Origin of the sequence: Mesorhizobium sp. M4A.F.Ca.ET.090.04.2.1, assembly GCF_003999085.1 — a bacterium.
GTDB lineage: Bacteria > Pseudomonadota > Alphaproteobacteria > Rhizobiales > Rhizobiaceae > Mesorhizobium.
Genome location: NZ_RZOT01000058.1, coordinates 1 through 16,629 on the forward strand (window position 1 = coordinate 1; position 16,629 = coordinate 16,629).

Annotated in this window: 18 protein-coding genes and 2 pseudogenes; 16 read left to right on the forward strand and 4 right to left on the reverse strand. The window is 64.7% G+C overall.

Annotated features, from left to right (window positions below; all coding sequences use genetic code 11):
- Positions 1-2: 2 nt before the first annotated feature.
- Positions 3-521 (reverse strand): low molecular weight protein-tyrosine-phosphatase, encoded by a 519-nt coding sequence (locus EN781_RS06700; RefSeq protein ID WP_126057422.1) that lies wholly within the window; start codon positions 519-521, stop codon positions 3-5.
- Between the two features lie 108 nt (positions 522-629).
- Here EN781_RS06700 and EN781_RS06705 point away from each other — a divergent pair, with 108 nt between their 5' ends.
- The 4 genes from EN781_RS06705 to EN781_RS06720 all read left to right on the forward strand — a co-directional run bounded on the left by EN781_RS06705 (position 630) and on the right by EN781_RS06720 (position 2,389).
- Positions 630-926, forward strand: coding sequence for a 4a-hydroxytetrahydrobiopterin dehydratase (locus tag EN781_RS06705; RefSeq protein WP_126057421.1), 297 nt, complete (start codon positions 630-632; stop codon positions 924-926).
- 85 nt (positions 927-1,011) lie between these two features.
- A complete protein-coding gene (locus EN781_RS06710; RefSeq protein WP_126057420.1) occupies positions 1,012-1,374 on the forward strand; it encodes a YkvA family protein in 363 nt (120 codons plus the stop codon).
- Between the two features lie 249 nt (positions 1,375-1,623).
- The gene (locus tag EN781_RS06715) at positions 1,624-2,127 is read left to right on the forward strand and encodes an invasion associated locus B family protein (RefSeq protein WP_126057419.1); all 504 of its coding nucleotides are present in this window, start codon (positions 1,624-1,626) and stop codon (positions 2,125-2,127) included.
- A 13-nt stretch (positions 2,128-2,140) separates the two neighbouring features.
- Positions 2,141-2,389 (forward strand): hypothetical protein, encoded by a 249-nt coding sequence (locus EN781_RS06720; RefSeq protein ID WP_126057418.1) that lies wholly within the window; start codon positions 2,141-2,143, stop codon positions 2,387-2,389.
- Position 2,390: 1 nt separating this feature from the next.
- Here the strand turns inward: EN781_RS06720 and EN781_RS06725 are convergent.
- Positions 2,391-2,750: pseudogene (locus tag EN781_RS06725) on the reverse strand (chloride channel protein); the annotation flags it as partial.
- Between the two features lie 329 nt (positions 2,751-3,079).
- Positions 3,080-3,379, reverse strand: a complete 300-nt coding sequence (locus tag EN781_RS06730; protein ID WP_126057417.1) for a hypothetical protein — start codon at positions 3,377-3,379, stop codon at positions 3,080-3,082.
- Positions 3,380-3,645: 266 nt separating this feature from the next.
- Between EN781_RS06730 and rlmN the strand changes: the two genes are divergently transcribed.
- The 5 genes from rlmN to EN781_RS06755 all read left to right on the forward strand — a co-directional run bounded on the left by rlmN (position 3,646) and on the right by EN781_RS06755 (position 8,074).
- Positions 3,646-4,881, forward strand: a complete 1,236-nt coding sequence (gene rlmN, locus EN781_RS06735) for a 23S rRNA (adenine(2503)-C(2))-methyltransferase RlmN (RefSeq protein WP_126057416.1) — start codon at positions 3,646-3,648, stop codon at positions 4,879-4,881.
- Positions 4,878-5,354, forward strand: a complete 477-nt coding sequence (locus EN781_RS06740; protein WP_126057415.1) for a hypothetical protein — start codon at positions 4,878-4,880, stop codon at positions 5,352-5,354. The genes rlmN and EN781_RS06740 overlap by 4 nt, the downstream gene beginning before the upstream one ends.
- A gap of 177 nt (positions 5,355-5,531) precedes the next feature.
- Entirely contained in the window at positions 5,532-6,755 is a 1,224-nt protein-coding gene (locus EN781_RS06745; protein ID WP_126057414.1) for an argininosuccinate synthase, read from the forward strand.
- A 189-nt stretch (positions 6,756-6,944) separates the two neighbouring features.
- On the forward strand, positions 6,945-7,523 hold the full coding sequence (locus tag EN781_RS34715) for a hypothetical protein (RefSeq protein WP_245455302.1): 579 nt from the start codon (positions 6,945-6,947) through the stop codon (positions 7,521-7,523).
- 230 nt (positions 7,524-7,753) lie between these two features.
- The gene (locus EN781_RS06755) at positions 7,754-8,074 is read left to right on the forward strand and encodes a hypothetical protein (RefSeq protein WP_245492552.1); all 321 of its coding nucleotides are present in this window, start codon (positions 7,754-7,756) and stop codon (positions 8,072-8,074) included.
- A gap of 102 nt (positions 8,075-8,176) precedes the next feature.
- On the opposite strand, the gene EN781_RS06760 is transcribed toward EN781_RS06755, so the two are convergent.
- The gene (locus EN781_RS06760; protein WP_126057412.1) at positions 8,177-8,974 is read right to left on the reverse strand and encodes a lytic transglycosylase domain-containing protein; all 798 of its coding nucleotides are present in this window, start codon (positions 8,972-8,974) and stop codon (positions 8,177-8,179) included.
- A gap of 162 nt (positions 8,975-9,136) precedes the next feature.
- Between EN781_RS06760 and EN781_RS06765 the strand changes: the two genes are divergently transcribed.
- The 7 genes and pseudogenes from EN781_RS06765 to EN781_RS06795 all read left to right on the forward strand — a co-directional run bounded on the left by EN781_RS06765 (position 9,137) and on the right by EN781_RS06795 (position 16,522).
- Positions 9,137-10,384 carry an NAD(P)/FAD-dependent oxidoreductase gene (locus tag EN781_RS06765; RefSeq protein WP_126057411.1) on the forward strand — a complete coding sequence of 416 codons (1,248 nt, stop codon included), beginning with the start codon at positions 9,137-9,139 and terminating at the stop codon, positions 10,382-10,384.
- 84 nt (positions 10,385-10,468) lie between these two features.
- Entirely contained in the window at positions 10,469-11,566 is a 1,098-nt protein-coding gene (locus EN781_RS06770; RefSeq protein WP_126057410.1) for a putative zinc-binding metallopeptidase, read from the forward strand.
- A 64-nt stretch (positions 11,567-11,630) separates the two neighbouring features.
- Positions 11,631-12,239: a DUF1236 domain-containing protein gene (locus tag EN781_RS06775; RefSeq protein WP_126057409.1), complete on the forward strand. Its 609-nt coding sequence runs from the start codon at positions 11,631-11,633 to the stop codon at positions 12,237-12,239.
- 165 nt (positions 12,240-12,404) lie between these two features.
- Positions 12,405-13,373 carry a type II CAAX endopeptidase family protein gene (locus tag EN781_RS06780; RefSeq protein WP_126057408.1) on the forward strand — a complete coding sequence of 323 codons (969 nt, stop codon included), beginning with the start codon at positions 12,405-12,407 and terminating at the stop codon, positions 13,371-13,373.
- Positions 13,373-14,314, forward strand: coding sequence for a glycosyltransferase (locus EN781_RS06785; RefSeq protein WP_126057407.1), 942 nt, complete (start codon positions 13,373-13,375; stop codon positions 14,312-14,314). The genes EN781_RS06780 and EN781_RS06785 overlap by 1 nt, the downstream gene beginning before the upstream one ends.
- 276 nt (positions 14,315-14,590) lie before the next feature.
- A pseudogene (gene ffh, locus EN781_RS06790) lies at positions 14,591-16,188 on the forward strand (signal recognition particle protein).
- A 7-nt stretch (positions 16,189-16,195) separates the two neighbouring features.
- The gene (locus EN781_RS06795) at positions 16,196-16,522 is read left to right on the forward strand and encodes a chorismate mutase (protein ID WP_126057405.1); all 327 of its coding nucleotides are present in this window, start codon (positions 16,196-16,198) and stop codon (positions 16,520-16,522) included.
- Positions 16,523-16,629 lie beyond the last annotated feature (107 nt).

The following is a 16,629-nucleotide window of genomic DNA, read 5'->3' on the forward strand; positions in this document are numbered from 1 at the left end:
CCCTATATCGTCGAGGAAGCCTGGCCGCTCTCGGGCGCTGACACGCGCGCGGCCAGTCGATTGGCCAGCGCCTCCGACGCCTCGCGGATCATGCGATAGACCTCGGCGAACGCGTCCGGCCCGTCATAATAAGGGTCCGGCACCTCGCCCGCGCCGGCGTCGGCAAACTCCAGGAACAGGTGGATGCGCTCGCGCATCGCGGCCGGCGCGATTGCCTTGAGGTCGCGGACGTTCGCCCGGTCCATGCCGAGGATCACGTCGAAGCGGGCAAAATCCTCCGGCGCCACCCTGCGTGCCCTTTGCCCGGAAATGTCGATGCCATGATGCGCCGCGATCGAAATCGAACGCGGATCGGGAGCGGAGCCGACCTCCCAGCCGCTGGTCGCGGCCGAATCGAGCATGACGGTTCGGCCCAGCCCGCGCTCGGCCAGCACGGCGCGCAACACGCCTTCGGCGAGAGGCGAGCGGCATATATTGCCGAGGCAGACGAACAGGATGGATGTTATGGGCTTCGCGCTCATCGATCCGGCGCCGTTTTTGTGCATGTCATTGTCCCAAAACCGCGGCGCACTTTTGGGCGACATGCATTATGGTGAGGGTCAAAATTCGAAATAGCACGGGAAACAGACATGACGAGAGAAAAACTGGGCAAGGACGCCATCCTTGCCGCGCTGGCGGAACTCCGCGGCTGGTTGCTGGCCGAGGACGGCGCTTCTATAAAACGCAGCTTCGTCTTCAAGAACTTTTCCGAAGCCTTCGCCTTCATGACCCGCGTCGCGCTGGCGGCGGAGAAGATGGACCATCACCCCGACTGGTCGAATGTCTACAAGACCGTGGATGTGACGCTGAACACCCATGACGCAGGCGGTGTCACGGCGCTCGACATCGAACTGGCAAAGAAGATGAACCGCTATTTCGGCGGCTGAACTCTTGTGATGGGGCGGCGCTTTCACCACATTTTCCCCCGGCGGCCGCGCACCCAACCAAGCGCGCGGCGCCAAGGAGAAGCAGATGGCGCGGCAACCCGGTTTTGATTTCTTCGGCTTTGGCGACAAGCTCGCCGGCGAGAGCGAGGTGCGCGAAAAATTCTGGCGCACGGCCAAGAAGGCCGCCCGCCAGATCCCGTTCATGGAAGAGGTGGTCGCCGCCTATTACTGCGCCATGGACAAGGATACGCCACTGCGCGCCAAGGGTATCCTGCTGGCGGCGCTCGGCTATTTCGTGCTGCCGATCGATTTCATCCCCGATGTCATCTTCGGCCTCGGCTTCACCGACGACATCGCCGTGCTGACAGCCGCGATTACCGCCGTTAGCGCCCACATCACGCCCGCGCACAGGCAAGCCGCCAGGGACGCGATCGCCGACAAGAGCTGATCCGGAACCGGCGCAAGCGCTTGTTTGAAAAGTCAAACTCTTGCCGTTTTCGTGGCCTCCAAGTCGGCGCAGGGACAACGCGCCGGCCGCTTTCGAGCGGCGGCGCGGGAATGGCGGCGGTTTCCTGGGGTGAGGGTCCTTTTCTTGAGGAAAATTCACCGTTTGGTAACCCTGATTAAATCAAAATGAAGCGACGGGCAGGACGCCGCAGCGGCCTGCCGCCGCACCATTTGGAATACGGGAAAAACGATGCGCGGATTGATTGCTACAGTTTCCAGCCTGGTCCTGGTGGCCCTGGCGGCGCCGGCGCTGGCACAGTCGGCGACCAAGATCGGCCAGCACAATGCCTGGGGCACCTACAGCTACCAGGCATCCGGCGGCAAGGTCTGCTACGTGCTCACCGTGCCGACCGACAAGCAGCCGGCGACGCTCGACCACGGCGACATGTTCTTCTTCGTCAGCCAGCGGCCGGGCCAGCAGGTGTCCTACGAGCCGCAATTCATCGCCGGCTACAATTTCCAGGAAGGCTCCAAGGCCACCGTCACCATCGACAAGAAGACCTTCTCGATGTTCACGCGCGGCAAGTCGGCCTGGGTCGAGAACGCGGCGGAAGAACCGGTGCTGATCGCCGCCATGAAGACCGGCACCGACATGAAGGTGCAGGCCAAGTCCGGTCGCGGCAACCCCACCTCCTATGTGTTCTCGCTGAAGGGCATTTCGGCCGCGCTGGCCTCGATCGCCAAGTGCAAGTAGGCTGAGGCCCCCCTTGACGGCGGACAGCGAGATCGACCGCGCCATCATGCAAATGGTGATGGACCGCTGGCAGAAGACGGCCATGGTCCTCGCGAAAACCGAACAGGCGCTTCGCAAGGCGGGCGTCCAGGTTTCCTGGGACGATATCGCCGGGCGACTGGAAGCTCTCGACGCGCGCGGCGACATTGAAAGCCAGGGAGACCTGGCGCTCTGGCGCAACAGCGAGGTCCGCCTCCCGCAAGTGAAAGCGGAAGAACGATAGCTCAGCCCGGCGCGGGCATCGTCTCCGCTCTGCGCCGCCGGATCGCCTCGGCGATGAAGACGCGCGACAGCGCATGATAGAGCGGCTCGTTGGAGATCAGCCTCGCCGTGCCGTAGCCCAGCATCGCCGCGCACATCAGCGCGATGACATTGTCGTGGTTGCCGGTCATTTCGAGGATGATGACGAAGGCCGTCATCGGCGCCTGCACGACGCCGGCGAAATAACCGGCCATGCCGAGCAGCGCCGCCGTGCCGGTGGCGGTGCCGAAGACCAGGCCGAGGGTGCTGCCCAGCCCCGCGCCCACCGCCAGCGACGGTGCGAAGAGACCGCCCGGAATGCCCGACACCATCGACAACAGGCCGGCGGCTCGGTCGGCAAGCAGCGCGAACAGGACGCTGATCAGGCCGATCGAGACGGCGCCGGCCCAGAAGACGAGACGCGGCTGCCAGACTCGCCGCGACACCCACATGGCGTGCGAACGCCGCAGCAAGCGGTATTTTCGGGATATGCCGGCCATGACGAGCCTCGTGGTGATAGGCCCGGCCTAGCACAATGACGGAGCCGATCAACCCGCGCGGCGAGTCCGACGCTATGCCGGCAACGTCTCGGAACGGGGTTCAAGCAGATGTGATCGGAATACCCGCCGGCGTGCCGGCCGGCGGGAAGGTCGGCGTGCGTGCTTGGCGATGTTCACATCGCCATTTTTTCACACTCGGCCTGGGCCTTCTTGGTCGAGGTGTCGATCATGTAGGTTTTGCCCTTGGCGTCTGTCATCATCATCATGCAGTGCTTGATTGGCTTCGCCATCTTCATCATCTCGGCGCTCATCTTGGCGTCCGGCATCATCGTGCCCATATGGCCGTCGGGCGTGATCGCCGTTACCTGGCCGGCCTTCATCATGGTCATCGTTCCCATCGTGTCTTCGGCAAATGCCTGTGTCGCGGAAAGGCCGAGGAGGCCAGCGATGACAATAAGCTTGATCGAGTGCATTCCGCATACTCCCATTTTGCAGGGGCACAGTTGCCCCTTTCAGGGTTCGCGAAGGCGCCTTGGGTCGTTACGCCAACACGAATATGTGATCGATTTGCGCAGTGCGAGGGATGCGGCGCCGCCTCGCGGCGGTCGAGCGAATGATGACACGACTGGCAAGGTCGCGCCCGCCCCGCATGACTCCGCTCCGAACCTGTGCTATGCGCCGCGCTTCATTTCGGGCACGATGCTGAAATCGGCCGCAAACCGCTTATATTGGCGCAACCATGACCCTTTCACTTGATCTTACCGCCGAAGGCGCGCGCGACGCCTTGCGTGCCCGCGCCGCGCCGGCCGAAAAGCCGACGCTGATCGGCCTCACCCGGGCCGAGCTCGGCGCCGCCCTGGTCGAGGCCGGCATCGTGCCGGAGCGCCAAGCCAAAATGCGCGCCCAGCAGCTCTGGCACTGGATGTATGTGCGCGGCGTCTCCGACTTTTCCGGCATGTTCAACATCTCCAAGGATCTGCGCGCCGAACTCGACAGGCATTTCACCGTCGCGCGGCCCGAGATCGTCGAGGAGCAGATCTCCGCCGACGGCACCCGCAAATGGCTGTTCCGCTTTCCGCCGCGCGGCGCCGGCCGCCCGGTCGAGATCGAGACCGTCTATATCCCCGAGGAAGGCCGCGGCACGCTCTGCATCTCCTCGCAGGTCGGCTGCACGCTGACCTGCTCGTTCTGCCACACCGGCACGCAGAAGCTCGTGCGCAACCTGACCACCGAAGAGATCCTGGCGCAGCTGCTCACCGCCCGCGACCGGCTCGGCGACTTCCCCGACCGCGACACGCCGGACGGCGCCATCGTGCCGGCCGAGGGCCGCAAGGTGTCCAACATCGTCATGATGGGCATGGGCGAGCCGCTCTACAATTTCGAGGCAGTGAAGAAGGCGCTGCTGATCGCCTCCGACGGCGACGGCCTGTCACTGTCCAAGCGCCGCATTACGCTCTCGACCTCCGGCGTCGTGCCGGAAATCTTCCGCACCGGCGAGGAGATCGGCGTCATGCTGGCGATCTCGCTGCACGCCACCAATGACGACCTGCGCGACCTGCTCGTGCCGATCAACAAGAAGTTCCCGTTGAAGGAGCTGATCGCCGCCTGCCGGGCCTATCCCGGCCTCTCCAATGCCAGGCGCATCACCTTCGAATATGTGATGCTGAAGGACGTCAACGATTCCCTCGACGACGCCAAGGCGCTGGTCAAGCTGCTCAAGGGCATTCCGGCCAAGATCAATTTGATCCCGTTCAACCCGTGGCCGGGCACCAACTACCAGTGCTCGGACTGGGAGACGATCGAGAAGTTTGCCGACTACATCAACAATGCCGGCTATGCGTCGCCGATCCGCACACCGCGCGGCCGCGACATCCTCGCCGCCTGCGGCCAGCTCAAGTCGGAGTCGGAGCGCATGCGCAAGGTGGACCGGCTGGCGCTCGAAGCCATGATGATCGCGGGGCACGGCGAGGCGTGAGCCGCTTCATCGCCTACCTCATCCGCTTCGCCGTCATCCTTGTCGGCTACATCGCCGCCTCGCTGGCGGCCAGCGCCTTCCTCAACATCCTGTTCCTGGGCTCGCTCGGCTATACGCCGGACCAGGCTCACCCGACGGCGACCGCCTCGCTCTATTTCTCGATCCCCTTCGTGGCGCTGTTCGTCGCCTATTTCGCCTTCATGCCGGCGACCGTCGTCATCCTCGCCGCCGAGGTCCTCGGACGGCGCGACTGGCTGTTCTATGCGATCGCCGGCGGCGGCGTCGCCGCGGCCTTCCTCGGTTTCGTCCGCCAGAGCGGCGATCCCAACTTCGTCGTCACCGATACCAGCGCCATACTGGCGGTAATTGGCTCCGGCATGGTCGGCGGTATTTTCTACTGGCTCGCCGCCGGCCGCTGGGCCGGCAGCTGGCGCGAGAGCGAGCCTGTTTCGCCTGGGCCGTCAGGATCTTGAGCGCGAAGGCCGAGAACACGCCGCCGAACAGATACGACCATCGGCGTCACCGTGGCCAGCGGCCGGACGGCGGCGTCTGGTCCAGCGTTCGGCTATCAAAGACCGTTCCTCTCTTGCGCAGCCCGGAAACGCCGTGATACCTCGCCCGCGAAACCTTTCCCCGCGGAACCGCCTAAAATGTCCAAGACCAAGAACGTGAAGAAAGTCGTGCTCGCCTACTCAGGCGGCCTCGACACATCCATCATCCTGAAATGGCTGCAGACCGAGCTCGGCGCCGAAGTCGTCACCTTCACCGCCGACCTCGGCCAGGGCGGCGAGCTGGAGCCGGCGCGCCGCAAGGCCGAGCTGATGGGCATCAAGGACATCCGCATCGTCGACGTGCGTGAGGAATTCGTCGCCGACTTCGTCTTCCCGATGTTCCGCGCCAATGCCGTCTATGAAGGCACCTACCTGCTCGGCACCTCGATCGCCCGGCCGCTGATCTCCAAGCACCTCGTCGAGATCGCCAAGGAAACCGGCGCCGACGCGATTGCTCACGGCGCTACCGGCAAGGGCAACGACCAGGTCCGTTTCGAGCTGTCGGCTTACGCGCTTAACCCCGACATTAAGGTCATCGCGCCGTGGCGCGACTGGTCCTTCAAGTCGCGCACCGACCTGCTGAACTTCGCCGAGCAGCACCAGATTCCCGTGCCGAAGGACAAGCGCGGCGACGCGCCGTTCTCGGTCGACGCCAACCTGCTGCACTCCTCCTCGGAGGGCAAGGTGCTGGAGGATCCGTGGACGGAGCCGCCGGAATTCGTCCACCAGCGCACCGTCTCGCCGATGGACGCGCCGGACAAGGTCACCGAGATCGAGATTGAGTTCCTCAAGGGCGATCCGATTGCGCTGAATGGCAAGAAGCTGTCGCCGGCGACGATGCTGGCCGCCCTCAACGACCTCGGTCGCGACAACGGCATCGGCCGGCTCGACCTCGTCGAGAACCGCTTCGTCGGCATGAAATCGCGCGGCGTCTACGAAACGCCCGGCGGCACCATCCTGATCGCCGCCCACCGCGCCATCGAATCGATCACGCTCGACCGCGGTGCCGCGCACCTCAAGGACGAGTTCATGCCGCGCTATGCCGAGCTGATCTACAACGGCTTCTGGTTCTCGCCCGAGCGGCTGATGCTGCAGGCGATGATCGATAAGAGCCAGGAGGACGTCGAGGGCACGGTGCGACTGAAGCTCTACAAGGGCAATGTCATGGTCACCGGCCGCAAGTCGAAGAAGACGCTTTATTCCGACGCGCTGGTCACCTTCGAGGACGACCGTGGCGCCTACGACCAGAAGGACGCCGCCGGCTTCATCCGCCTCAATGCGCTGCGGCTGAGGACGCTCGCGGCGCGCACGCGCAAGGGCTGACATAGCGCCGTCGTGCGCTGTGCCGATCCCGCGAAAGCCGAAACGACGCAAGAAACCCGGTGGAGACGCCGGGTTTTCTATTTTGCGTTCCTAATATAAGCAAAATAAGAACGACCAAATGACGTTTCCCGTTTGACCTTTCGGTAGCTTCATCTAAGTTCCGCCGCGGGATTGACGGGGGTTTTGACAGTGAAAAAAGGCATTTTTGTTCTGCTGGCAACTTCCGTCGCTTTCGCGGCGTGCCAGACCGCGCAGGCCGCGAAGCGTGAGCCAAAGCCGGATCTGGACGGCTGCATCGCCGAAGCCCGCGCCTGGAACATCACGCTCAAGCACGATATCGCCGGTTTCATGGGCGTCTCGCTGGAGCGCATGCCGGCCTTGTTCTGCGAGCGCCTTGCTGCCGGCGTGCGCAGCGGCCGGATCACCTATTCCGATATAAACAACCTGCAGCTCGACCAACCGACCGAAATCTGGATGGTCCTCAAAGGCAAGCCAAAGCCGGCCGCGGTCACGCAAGCCCCGGCACCGCGATCGTCAAACTTCCGTAATTGCACCGGGAGAGACGGCATCTTCCAGGTTCCAGCTTCCCGGAAATGCCCCCCAGGCGGCTACGGGCATTTCGAGCAGCCGTCCGAAAGGGAGATTAGCGCCAGGTCGAAGGCGGCCACCTCAGCGCCGCGGAACCCCAAATTCCATACCTGCTCGAATGTTTTCACCGGCACCTTCGAGGTTCCCGCTTCCCGGAAATGCCCCTTGGGCGGCGGCTAATCGTAATCTACCGGGGTCCCGACGATGATCGAGGGCAGGCCAAGGGCGGCTCCTCCAACGCTGCGGAACTCCAACTTGTTTACCTGCAGCGGTATTGACGGCAGCTTCCAGGTTCCCATTTCCCAGAAATGCCCGTTGAGCGGCTACGCGCATTGTTGAGAGCGAGTGATTGGGCTTTGACCCTGCCCCATAGGCAGAAAGCAAGGCAGCGGAGTGGAGGGACTTCGACAGTGAAGAACGGTCTTTTTCTCTTGCTTTCAGCGGCAGTCATCTTCGGCGGATGCCAGTCCTCGCAGGCCCTGGCGGCGCCGACGTCCAAGTTCCGTACCTGCAGCGGATTTGACGGCCCCTTCCAGGTTCCCGCTTCCCAGAAATGCCCGGTGAGCGGCTACGCGCATTCCGACCAGCCGACCAAAATGGACACCAAGGGCAGGTCGAAGGCGGCCCCGGCGCCGCGGTCGTCCAAATTCCGTAACTGCAGCGGTATTGACGGCAGCTTCCAGGTTCCCATTTCCCAGAAATGCCCGTTGAGCGGCTACGCGCATTATTGAGAGCGGGATCGAACCTGATCGTTTCGAGCGATTGGCTTTGACACCGCTCCATAAACAAAAAGCCCGGCGCATGGCCGGGCTTTCTGTCGAGTGGAGATGGCATCAGTTGCCGTCGATCGCCTCCGCGATGCGGGCAATGGCCTGCTGGTAGACGCTGGCCGAGTTCCAGCCGGCTATGGCGCCCATGTTCGCCTGATAGCCCGCGCCGGCCCGCCAGCCATGGCCCTTGAGGTAGTTGGCGGTGGAAGCGAGCGCGGTATTCCTGTCGCGCAGATTTCCGTTGCCGACGCCATACTTCAGGACGTTTCCGGGCAGGAACTGCGTGTGGCCGATCTCGCCATGCATGGCGCCGACCGAAGCGGAGGTCAACGTCCCGCGATCGACCAGCTTCAGCGCCGCAATGGCATGCGGATAAAAGTAGTCCGGCCGGCGGCAATCATAGGTAAGCGTCAAAATAGCGGACACCGTGTTCTGGTTGCCCATGGAGGCGCCGAAGCCGGTCTCCATGCCCCAGATGGCGAGCAGCACGCCGGGCGGCACGCCGTAGGTCGCTTCGATCCTGTCGAACAGCGCCGCGTTCGACTTCTTCAGCGAACGGCCCTTGGAAATGATCGCAGCCCCGCCGCGGCGCTTCATGAAATCTTCCACCGAGCCGCTGAACGCCTTGTGGATGGCGCGGTCGGCGGAGATGGTCCTCGTCGCGTAGGTCGCGCCAGCCAGGGCGGACAGCCCCCTCGCTCCGACCCCTTCGGCCTGGGCCTGGGCGGCAAAGTCCTGCTTCCAGGCTTCGAAGCCGGCGCTGTTCTTGCCACAGCTGCCAGCCGCCTGCGCGCCTGTCGCCAGCGCAACCACCGCCGCCACCACGGCCGCAAAAATCTTTCCCTTGGCAAGAAATGCCATGCTGTTCTCTCCTGATCGCCTGAATCACGTCCCGGTTGCGAATTTGCCAGTGAAGCGCCCGATTGTCACCGCCCCCACGGCTGCACTGGTTGCTCGATGCTGGCCAATGAAGCGGAATTTGCCTACGATCAAGTATTTATTGTGGCGGGGGGCGCGATACACATGGGCGATGTTGATGTTGTGATCATCGGGGCCGGCTCGGCCGGGCTCTCAGCCGCGAAAACCCTGAGCGCCGCCGGCTTGTCCTTCAAACTGCTGGAAGCGATGGACCGAATCGGCGGCCGCGCCTGGACCAGCGACCGGCATTTCGGCGTGCCCTTCGACATCGGCTGCGCCTGGCTGCACGCGGCGGACCGCAATCCCTATTTTCCCGAGGCGCAAGCCGCCGGCTGGAACCTGCATCACCACGACATGAATGTCGATCATCTCTACTACCGCCAGCGCAAGGCGAGCGAGGCGGAAGAGGCCGAGATGAAGGCCGCCGACGCGAAGCTATTCGAATTGCTCGCCGCCCACAAGGTCGAGGAGGGTGACGACGACCGGCTTTCGGCGCTGCTCGCCAGGGGCCAGGCGCCGCGCGCCGCCGCCACCTTCGCCGGTCCGATGGACTTCGGCGCCGACGAGGACGAGATATCGATCCGCGATTTCCAGGCCGCCGCCGATCTCGACCCCAACTATTTCAGCAAGGAAGGGTTCGGCGCGCTGGTCGCGCGTTTCGGCGCCGACGTGCCGGTCGAATTGTCGACCCCGGTGCGCAGGATCTTCTGGAACGGGCCGGATGTCGCTTGCGTCACCGATCGCGGCACAATCCGCGCCAGGGCGGTCATCGTCACCGCCTCGCCCGCCGTGCTCGCCTTCGAGGAGATCGCGTTCTCGCCGGCCCTTCCCGATGCGCATTTTTCCGCTTTCTTCGACCTGCCGATGGGCATGCTGACCAAATTGCCGGTCGAGATCAGCGGAACCCGGCTCGGCCTGCAGCCTTTCGACGATTTGCTGGTCGAGCGGCTGGCCAGGCACGACATCTACTTTCTCTGCTTTCCCTTCGATCTCGACCTGATGGTCGGCTTCGTCGGCGGCGACTTCGCCTGGGAAATGTCGGCGGCCGGCGAGGCGGCCGGTATCGATTTCGTCGTTGACCGGCTGTGCGACATTTTCGGTGCCGACACCCGCAAGCATGTCGGACGCGCCATGATGACCAATTGGGGCGGCGAGCGTTACGTGCGCGGCGCCTATGCCGCGGCGCGGCCCGGGCGATCGGAGGCGCGCGCCACCCTGATGCGGCCGGTGGCGGACAAGATCTTCTTCGCCGGCGAGCATCTGGCGGGACCGCTGATCCAGACCTGCGGCGGCGCTCGGCTGTCGGGCGAGAGCGTGGCGCGGCAGGTGGCGGCCGTGCTTGCGGCCGAATAGCGCTGAAACGCCTGGTCGCGGCCAGGCGTTTGGGTGGCGCGAGATCGCGCCCTATATGCGGGCGCTGATGGGTTTGAGTGCCATATGAAGCTGTTCGACTGCCCGCAATGCGGCCACCGCCTCTATTTCGAGAATGCCCAGTGCCTGAACTGCGCCAGCCTCGTGCTCTATGATCCCGAGCACGCGCGTTTCACGCTGTCGGATGTTGATGGCGCCTACCACTGCACCAATGCTGACGAATGCGCCTGCAACTGGCGGACGGAGCCGGGCCAGGCCTTTTGCCGCGCCTGCGCGTTGAACCAGCTCATTCCGGACCTGTCCGTGGATGGGAACCGCCGGCGCTGGATCCGCGTCGAGGCCGCCAAGAAACGCGCCATCTATTCGCTGCTCGCCTTCGGCTTGCCGGTCGCGCCCAAGCAGAGCCCTGGCGACGAGGCGGGCCTTGCCTTCGATTTCCTTGCCGATCCGATCGGTGGCGGTCCTGGTGGCGAGCGCATCCTCACCGGCCACGACAATGGCCTGATCACGCTCAACGTCGCCGAGGCGGATTCGGCCGAACGCGAGCGACGGCGTGTCGCGATGGGCGAGAACTATCGCACGCTGCTCGGCCATTTCCGCCACGAACTCGGCCATTATTATTGGGACCGGCTGATCCGCGACGATCCGCAAAGGCTTGCCGCATTCCGCGCCCTGTTCGGCGACGAGCGTGCCGGCTACGAACAGGCGCTGACGGCCTACTACGCCAATGGCGCGGCGCCGGACTGGCAGCAGGGCCACATCTCGGCCTATGCGACCTCGCATCCCTGGGAGGACTGGGCCGAGACCTTCGCGCACTATCTTCACATCACCGACACGCTGGAGATGGTGCATGCGCTGAATTTTCCGCTCGGCCGGCTGGAGACGGTGGATGCCAACGCCCTGCCGCGTGGTGATACCGGCGGCGAACTGCAGACCGCGCCCGCCGAACCAAGGAACGCGCCTGAGCCTTTCGAGAAGATCCTTGACCGCTGGCTGGTGCTGTCGGAGGCGTCCAACTCGATCAACCGCTGCATGGGCTTGCCCGACCTCTACCCCTTCGTCATCTCGGGCGTGACGGCGCATAAACTGGCCTTTGTCCACAACCTGCTGACCGAATTGCCGAAAGAAACGGGAATAATTCGTGAGCCGGCACGGGCATTTTAGCCGGAACGCATAAGGCCTGGCTTCGTTTTCGTCCGCGAGGGAGCCTGAAAACGGAGTGAAATCCATGAAACTCATACTGTTTCCCGCGGTCGCCGCTGCGCTCGCCGCCTTGTCGGGTGTTGCGCTGGCCGAGACCGCCGTTTCGGCTGTTGCCGATCTCAACGTGCGCGCCGGACCGGGCCCGCAATATCCGGTCATCGGCGTGCTGGCCGCGGGCCAGTCGGCAACGCTCGAAGGCTGTATCGCCAACAGCAAATGGTGCACCATCGCCGAGACCAACGGCCGAGGCTGGATCTATTCGGACTATGTGACCGCCGATTTCGGCGGCAACGCGGTCGTGCTGACACGGCGGCCGGCCGATGCGGGCATCGCCGTCGTCGAGCAGCCGGATGACAGCGACTATTCCGACAACTACACCGGCGCCATCATCTCGGCTGAACCGGTCGAACCAGTCGAACCGATCGCCAGGCCGCCGGCCGAAGTGGGCACCTATATCAGCACCCATCGGCTCGATCCGGTCTATCTCGACGGCGAGGTGGTGACGGGCGCGACCTTGCCCGACAGTGTCGAGTTGCGCGAAATCCCCGACTACGACTACCGCTATGTCTATGTGAACAACCAGCCGGCGCTGGTCGATCCCGGCACGCGGCGTATCGTCTACGTGATGCGCTGACAAGTGCCGGCCAACAGGCGGTCGCCCGTCGAACGGTGCGGCCGCCTCTGCACAAATGCGCAACCACGAGCGCAAGCCGTGGCGAGGATGATTGCGCGCAAAGCGCCGATCCCATAGATCAGGCGACCCGGATGCTCGCCAGTCGCGTTCGGCAAGGGGAACCGCGTGATCATCGACAGAACCGCCTTCGAGCGCTACCGGCGCTCGCCGAACGCCAGGACAACCCCGCTCCGCCTCTTGCTTGGAACCGCGATCGTCGTGCTGTTCTGGATGGCGGCGACCCTGGTGGTGCTGCTCGGCGGCACCTATGCCTTCATCGTCTGGCGGGCCTCGACGGGAGCCGGCCGGCCGGCCGGCGGCCCGGTCCAGGATTTCCTCGCCTCGCCGCAGGGTATCCTCACCGCGCTGCTCTCCTTCGCCGGCATCTGGATCGGCCTGTGGGTCGCCATGCGCTTCGTGCACCGCGAGCCGCTTGCGGCGCTGGTCGGCGAAAGCCACCGCGTTTCATGGCTGGACTTCCTCAAGGGGCTGATCGCGGTGCTGATCACCTCGCTTCTTTCGGAGATTCTGCTCTACTGGCTGCAGCCCGAGATCGCGCGCGGCGCGATCAGCCTGTCGACATGGCTGCTGTTCCTGATCCCCATCGTGCTGCTCGCTTTGCTGCAGACCTCGTCCGAGGAGGCGCTGTTCCGCGGCTATCTGCTGCGGGGGCTGGCCAGCCGGTTCAGCAGTCCGCTGATCTGGGCAGGGCTTCCGCTGATGCTGTTCAGCGCGCTGCACTGGAGTGCGAGCTCGACGCTCGCCATCAATGCCTGCGTGCTGGTCTCGATCGCCAGCTTCGCGCTCGTGCTGACGCTCCTTGTCTATGCGACCGGCAATCTGGGAGTGGCCCTTGGCGCCCATCTCGGCAACAATCTGACCGGCTTCCTGCTGATCTCGCACCAGCAGAGCTACAATTCCTTCGCCCTGTTCAACGCCAGGCCGCTAGAAGGCCCCGGCTGGACCGGTTTCGACGCTGTCCTAATCGCCGCGATCGGTATCGTCAGCAGCCTGCTGACGGCGCTGCTTCTGCTGCATCCGCGCTCACCGCTGAAAGTCGGGGCGGCGACATGGCGCGGCGGTGGGCCGGTCTGATGCGCATAACACTGGTGGTGGATGGGGCGATCCCCTGCGCTGGTTATGGCGGCACCGAGCGGCAGGTCGACTGGCTGGCGACGGAACTCGCCCGCCTCGGGCACAGCGTGGTCCTTGTCGCCGCCGCCGGCTCCAGCCATCCGCATTGCGAGGTGCGGCAGGCGGCTTCGAAGGCGGAATGCCGGGCCGCTATTCCCACGGACACCGACATCGTCCACTTCAACAGCTGGTTCCTCGATGTGCCGTTTCCAGCTCTCAATACCGAGCACGGCTATCTTCCGGGACAATCGCGGCCGCAACCGAACTGGAACTTCGTCAGCGCCAGCCACGCCCGCAACCATGGCCGCCAGACCTTTGTCTACAACGGTTTTCCGGTCGACGACTACCGGCTCTCGGCGACAAGGAATGACCGCCTGCTGTTCCTCGCCGGCGTCGCCCGCGCCGGCAAGAACCTCAACCGCGCCGTCGACCTGGCCAAGACATTCAATTTTGCGCTCGACATCGCCGGCGGCCCGCGCTGGCGCCTGCTCACGCGCAGCCAGGTGCGGCGCCAGGGGGTCTTCTTCAAGAGCCTTGGCCGCCGCTATCGTTTCCACGGCGTCGTCGGCGGCGCCGAAAAACTGCGGCTGCTCGGCGAGGCCAGGGCATTCCTCAATCCGATCGCCTGGGAAGAGCCGTTCGGCATGGCCCCGGTCGAGGCGATGCTGTGCGGCACGCCGGTGCTGACGACGCCGCGCGGCGCCCTGCCGGAGATCGTCGACGCGGACACCGGACGTTTTTTCGACACCGATGCCGAGTTTGCCGCGGCGCTTTCCGCGATCGCCGATCTTTCACCCGGGCGCTGCCGGGACTCCGCGGCCGACCGCTTTCCGATCACCCGGACGGCGCAGGCCTATCTCGAACTCTATGCCCGCATCCTCGACGGCGAAACGCTCCCCTGAGCCGTCGCGCCGGCCGATTTCGGCCCGTATCTTGACTCCCGGGGCGTTTTCCTGTCTACACGCCCCTAATTCCGCGACGAGTATCCCTCCGAGCAAGCCGACCAGGACGCCGAAGCCTCTAGAGGCCAAGTGCTGTAAACCGATCCTGGAGGCCAACACCCGGCAGCGCAAGGCGCCCCCGGGTGCTTTTTGGCTTTGGACTTTGCTTGTTGGACATCGGGCGCGAACGCATTACCTCTCGGACATCATCCGGATGCCCCGAGAAAAGGAACCAGAATGTTTGAATCCCTTCAGGAGCGCCTTGGCTCCATCCTGAACGGCCTGACCGGCCGCGGCGCGTTGTCGGAGGCGGATGTCTCCGCGGCGCTGCGCGAGGTGCGCCGCGCGCTGCTCGAGGCCGACGTGGCGCTGGAAGTGGTTCGCTCCTTCACCGACAAGGTGCGCGAGAAGGCGGTCGGCGCCGCCGTGCTGAAGTCGATCAAGCCCGGCCAGATGGTCGTCAAGATCGTCCACGACGAACTGGTCGAGATGCTGGGCGCCGAGGGCGTCGCGGTCGACCTCAATGCGCCGGCGCCGGTCGTCGTCATGATGGTCGGCCTGCAGGGCTCCGGCAAGACGACGACCTCCGCCAAGATCGCCAAGCGCTTGACCGAGCGCCAGAACAAGAAGGTCCTGATGGCCTCGCTCGACACGCGGCGTCCCGCCGCGCAGGAGCAGCTGCGCCAGCTCGGCGAGCAGACCAAGGTCGCGACGCTGCCGATCATCGCCGGCCAGAGCCCGGTCGACATCGCCAGGCGCGCCGTGCAGGCGGCCAAGCTCGGCGGCCACGACGTCGTCATCCTCGACACCGCCGGCCGCACCCATATCGACGAGCCGCTGATGGTCGAGATGGCCGACATCAAGAAGGTGTCGTCGCCGCACGAGATACTGCTGGTCGCCGACTCACTGACCGGCCAGGACGCCGTCAACCTGGCGAAGAGCTTCGACGAGCGCGTCGGCATCACCGGCCTGGTGCTGACCCGCATGGACGGCGACGGCCGGGGCGGCGCCGCGCTCTCCATGCGCGCCGTGACCGGCAAGCCGATCAAGCTGATCGGCACCGGCGAAAAGATGGACGGGCTGGAGGAATTCCACCCCAAGCGCATCGCCGACCGCATCCTCGGCATGGGCGACATCGTCTCGCTGGTCGAGAAGGCGGCCGAGAACATCGACGCCGAGCAGGCGGCGGCGATGGCCAGGAAGATGCAGTCGGGCAAGTTCGACCTCAACGACCTCGCCGGGCAGCTTCAGCAGATGTCGAAATGGGCGGCATGGGCGGCATCATGGGCATGATGCCGGGCATGGGCAAGATGAAGGATCAGATGGCCGCGGCCGGCCTCGACGACAGGATGTTCGCCCGCCAGCTCGCCATCATCTCCTCGATGACCAAGGCCGAGCGTGCCAATCCGGATATCCTCAAGCATTCGCGCAAGAAGCGCATCGCCGCCGGCTCCGGCACCGACGCCGCCGAGATCAACAAGCTGCTGAAGATGCATCGCGGCATGGCCGATATGATGAAGGCGATGGGCGGCAAGGGCAAAGGCGGCGGCCTCATGCGCGGCATGATGGGCGGCCTCGCTTCCAAGATGGGTCTCGGCGGCATGATGCCCGGCGGCATGGGCGGTGGCATGCCGGACCTGTCCAAGATGGATCCCAAGCAGCTCGAAGTCTTGCAGAAGCAGGCGCAGGCGGCCGGCCTCGGCAAGGGCTTGCCTGGCGGGTTGCCCGGCGGTCTTGCCGGGGGTGGTCTACCTGGCCTGCCCGGCGGCATGAAGCTGCCCGGCCTTCCGGGCCTAGGTGGCGGCGGCCTGCCCGGCCTTGGCAAGAAGAAGTGAGGGCGCGATGAACGAGGACAAGGACATGGCCGACGCACGCGCCACCCTGGCCGGCTACCGCGCTTCGATCGACAACATCGACGCCGCCCTCATCCATATGCTCGCCGAGCGCTTCCGCTGCACCAAGGCAGTGGGCGTGCTGAAGGCGGAGCATGGCCTGCCGCCGGCCGATCCGGCGCGCGAGCAGCAGCAGATCGCCCGCCTTCGCCAACTGGCGAAGGATGCGCATCTCGATCCCGATTTCGCGGAGAAATTCCTTAACTTCGTCGTCCGCGAAGTGATCCGTCACCACGAACAGATCGCCGCTGCCAACGGCGTGACGAAAACCGGTTGAGACCCAACCCAGACCATCAAACGAAAATCAGAGCTTTTTAGGAGAAAACAATGGCACTGAAGATCAGACTGGCCCGCGCGGGCTCGAAGAAGCGTCCTTACTACCAC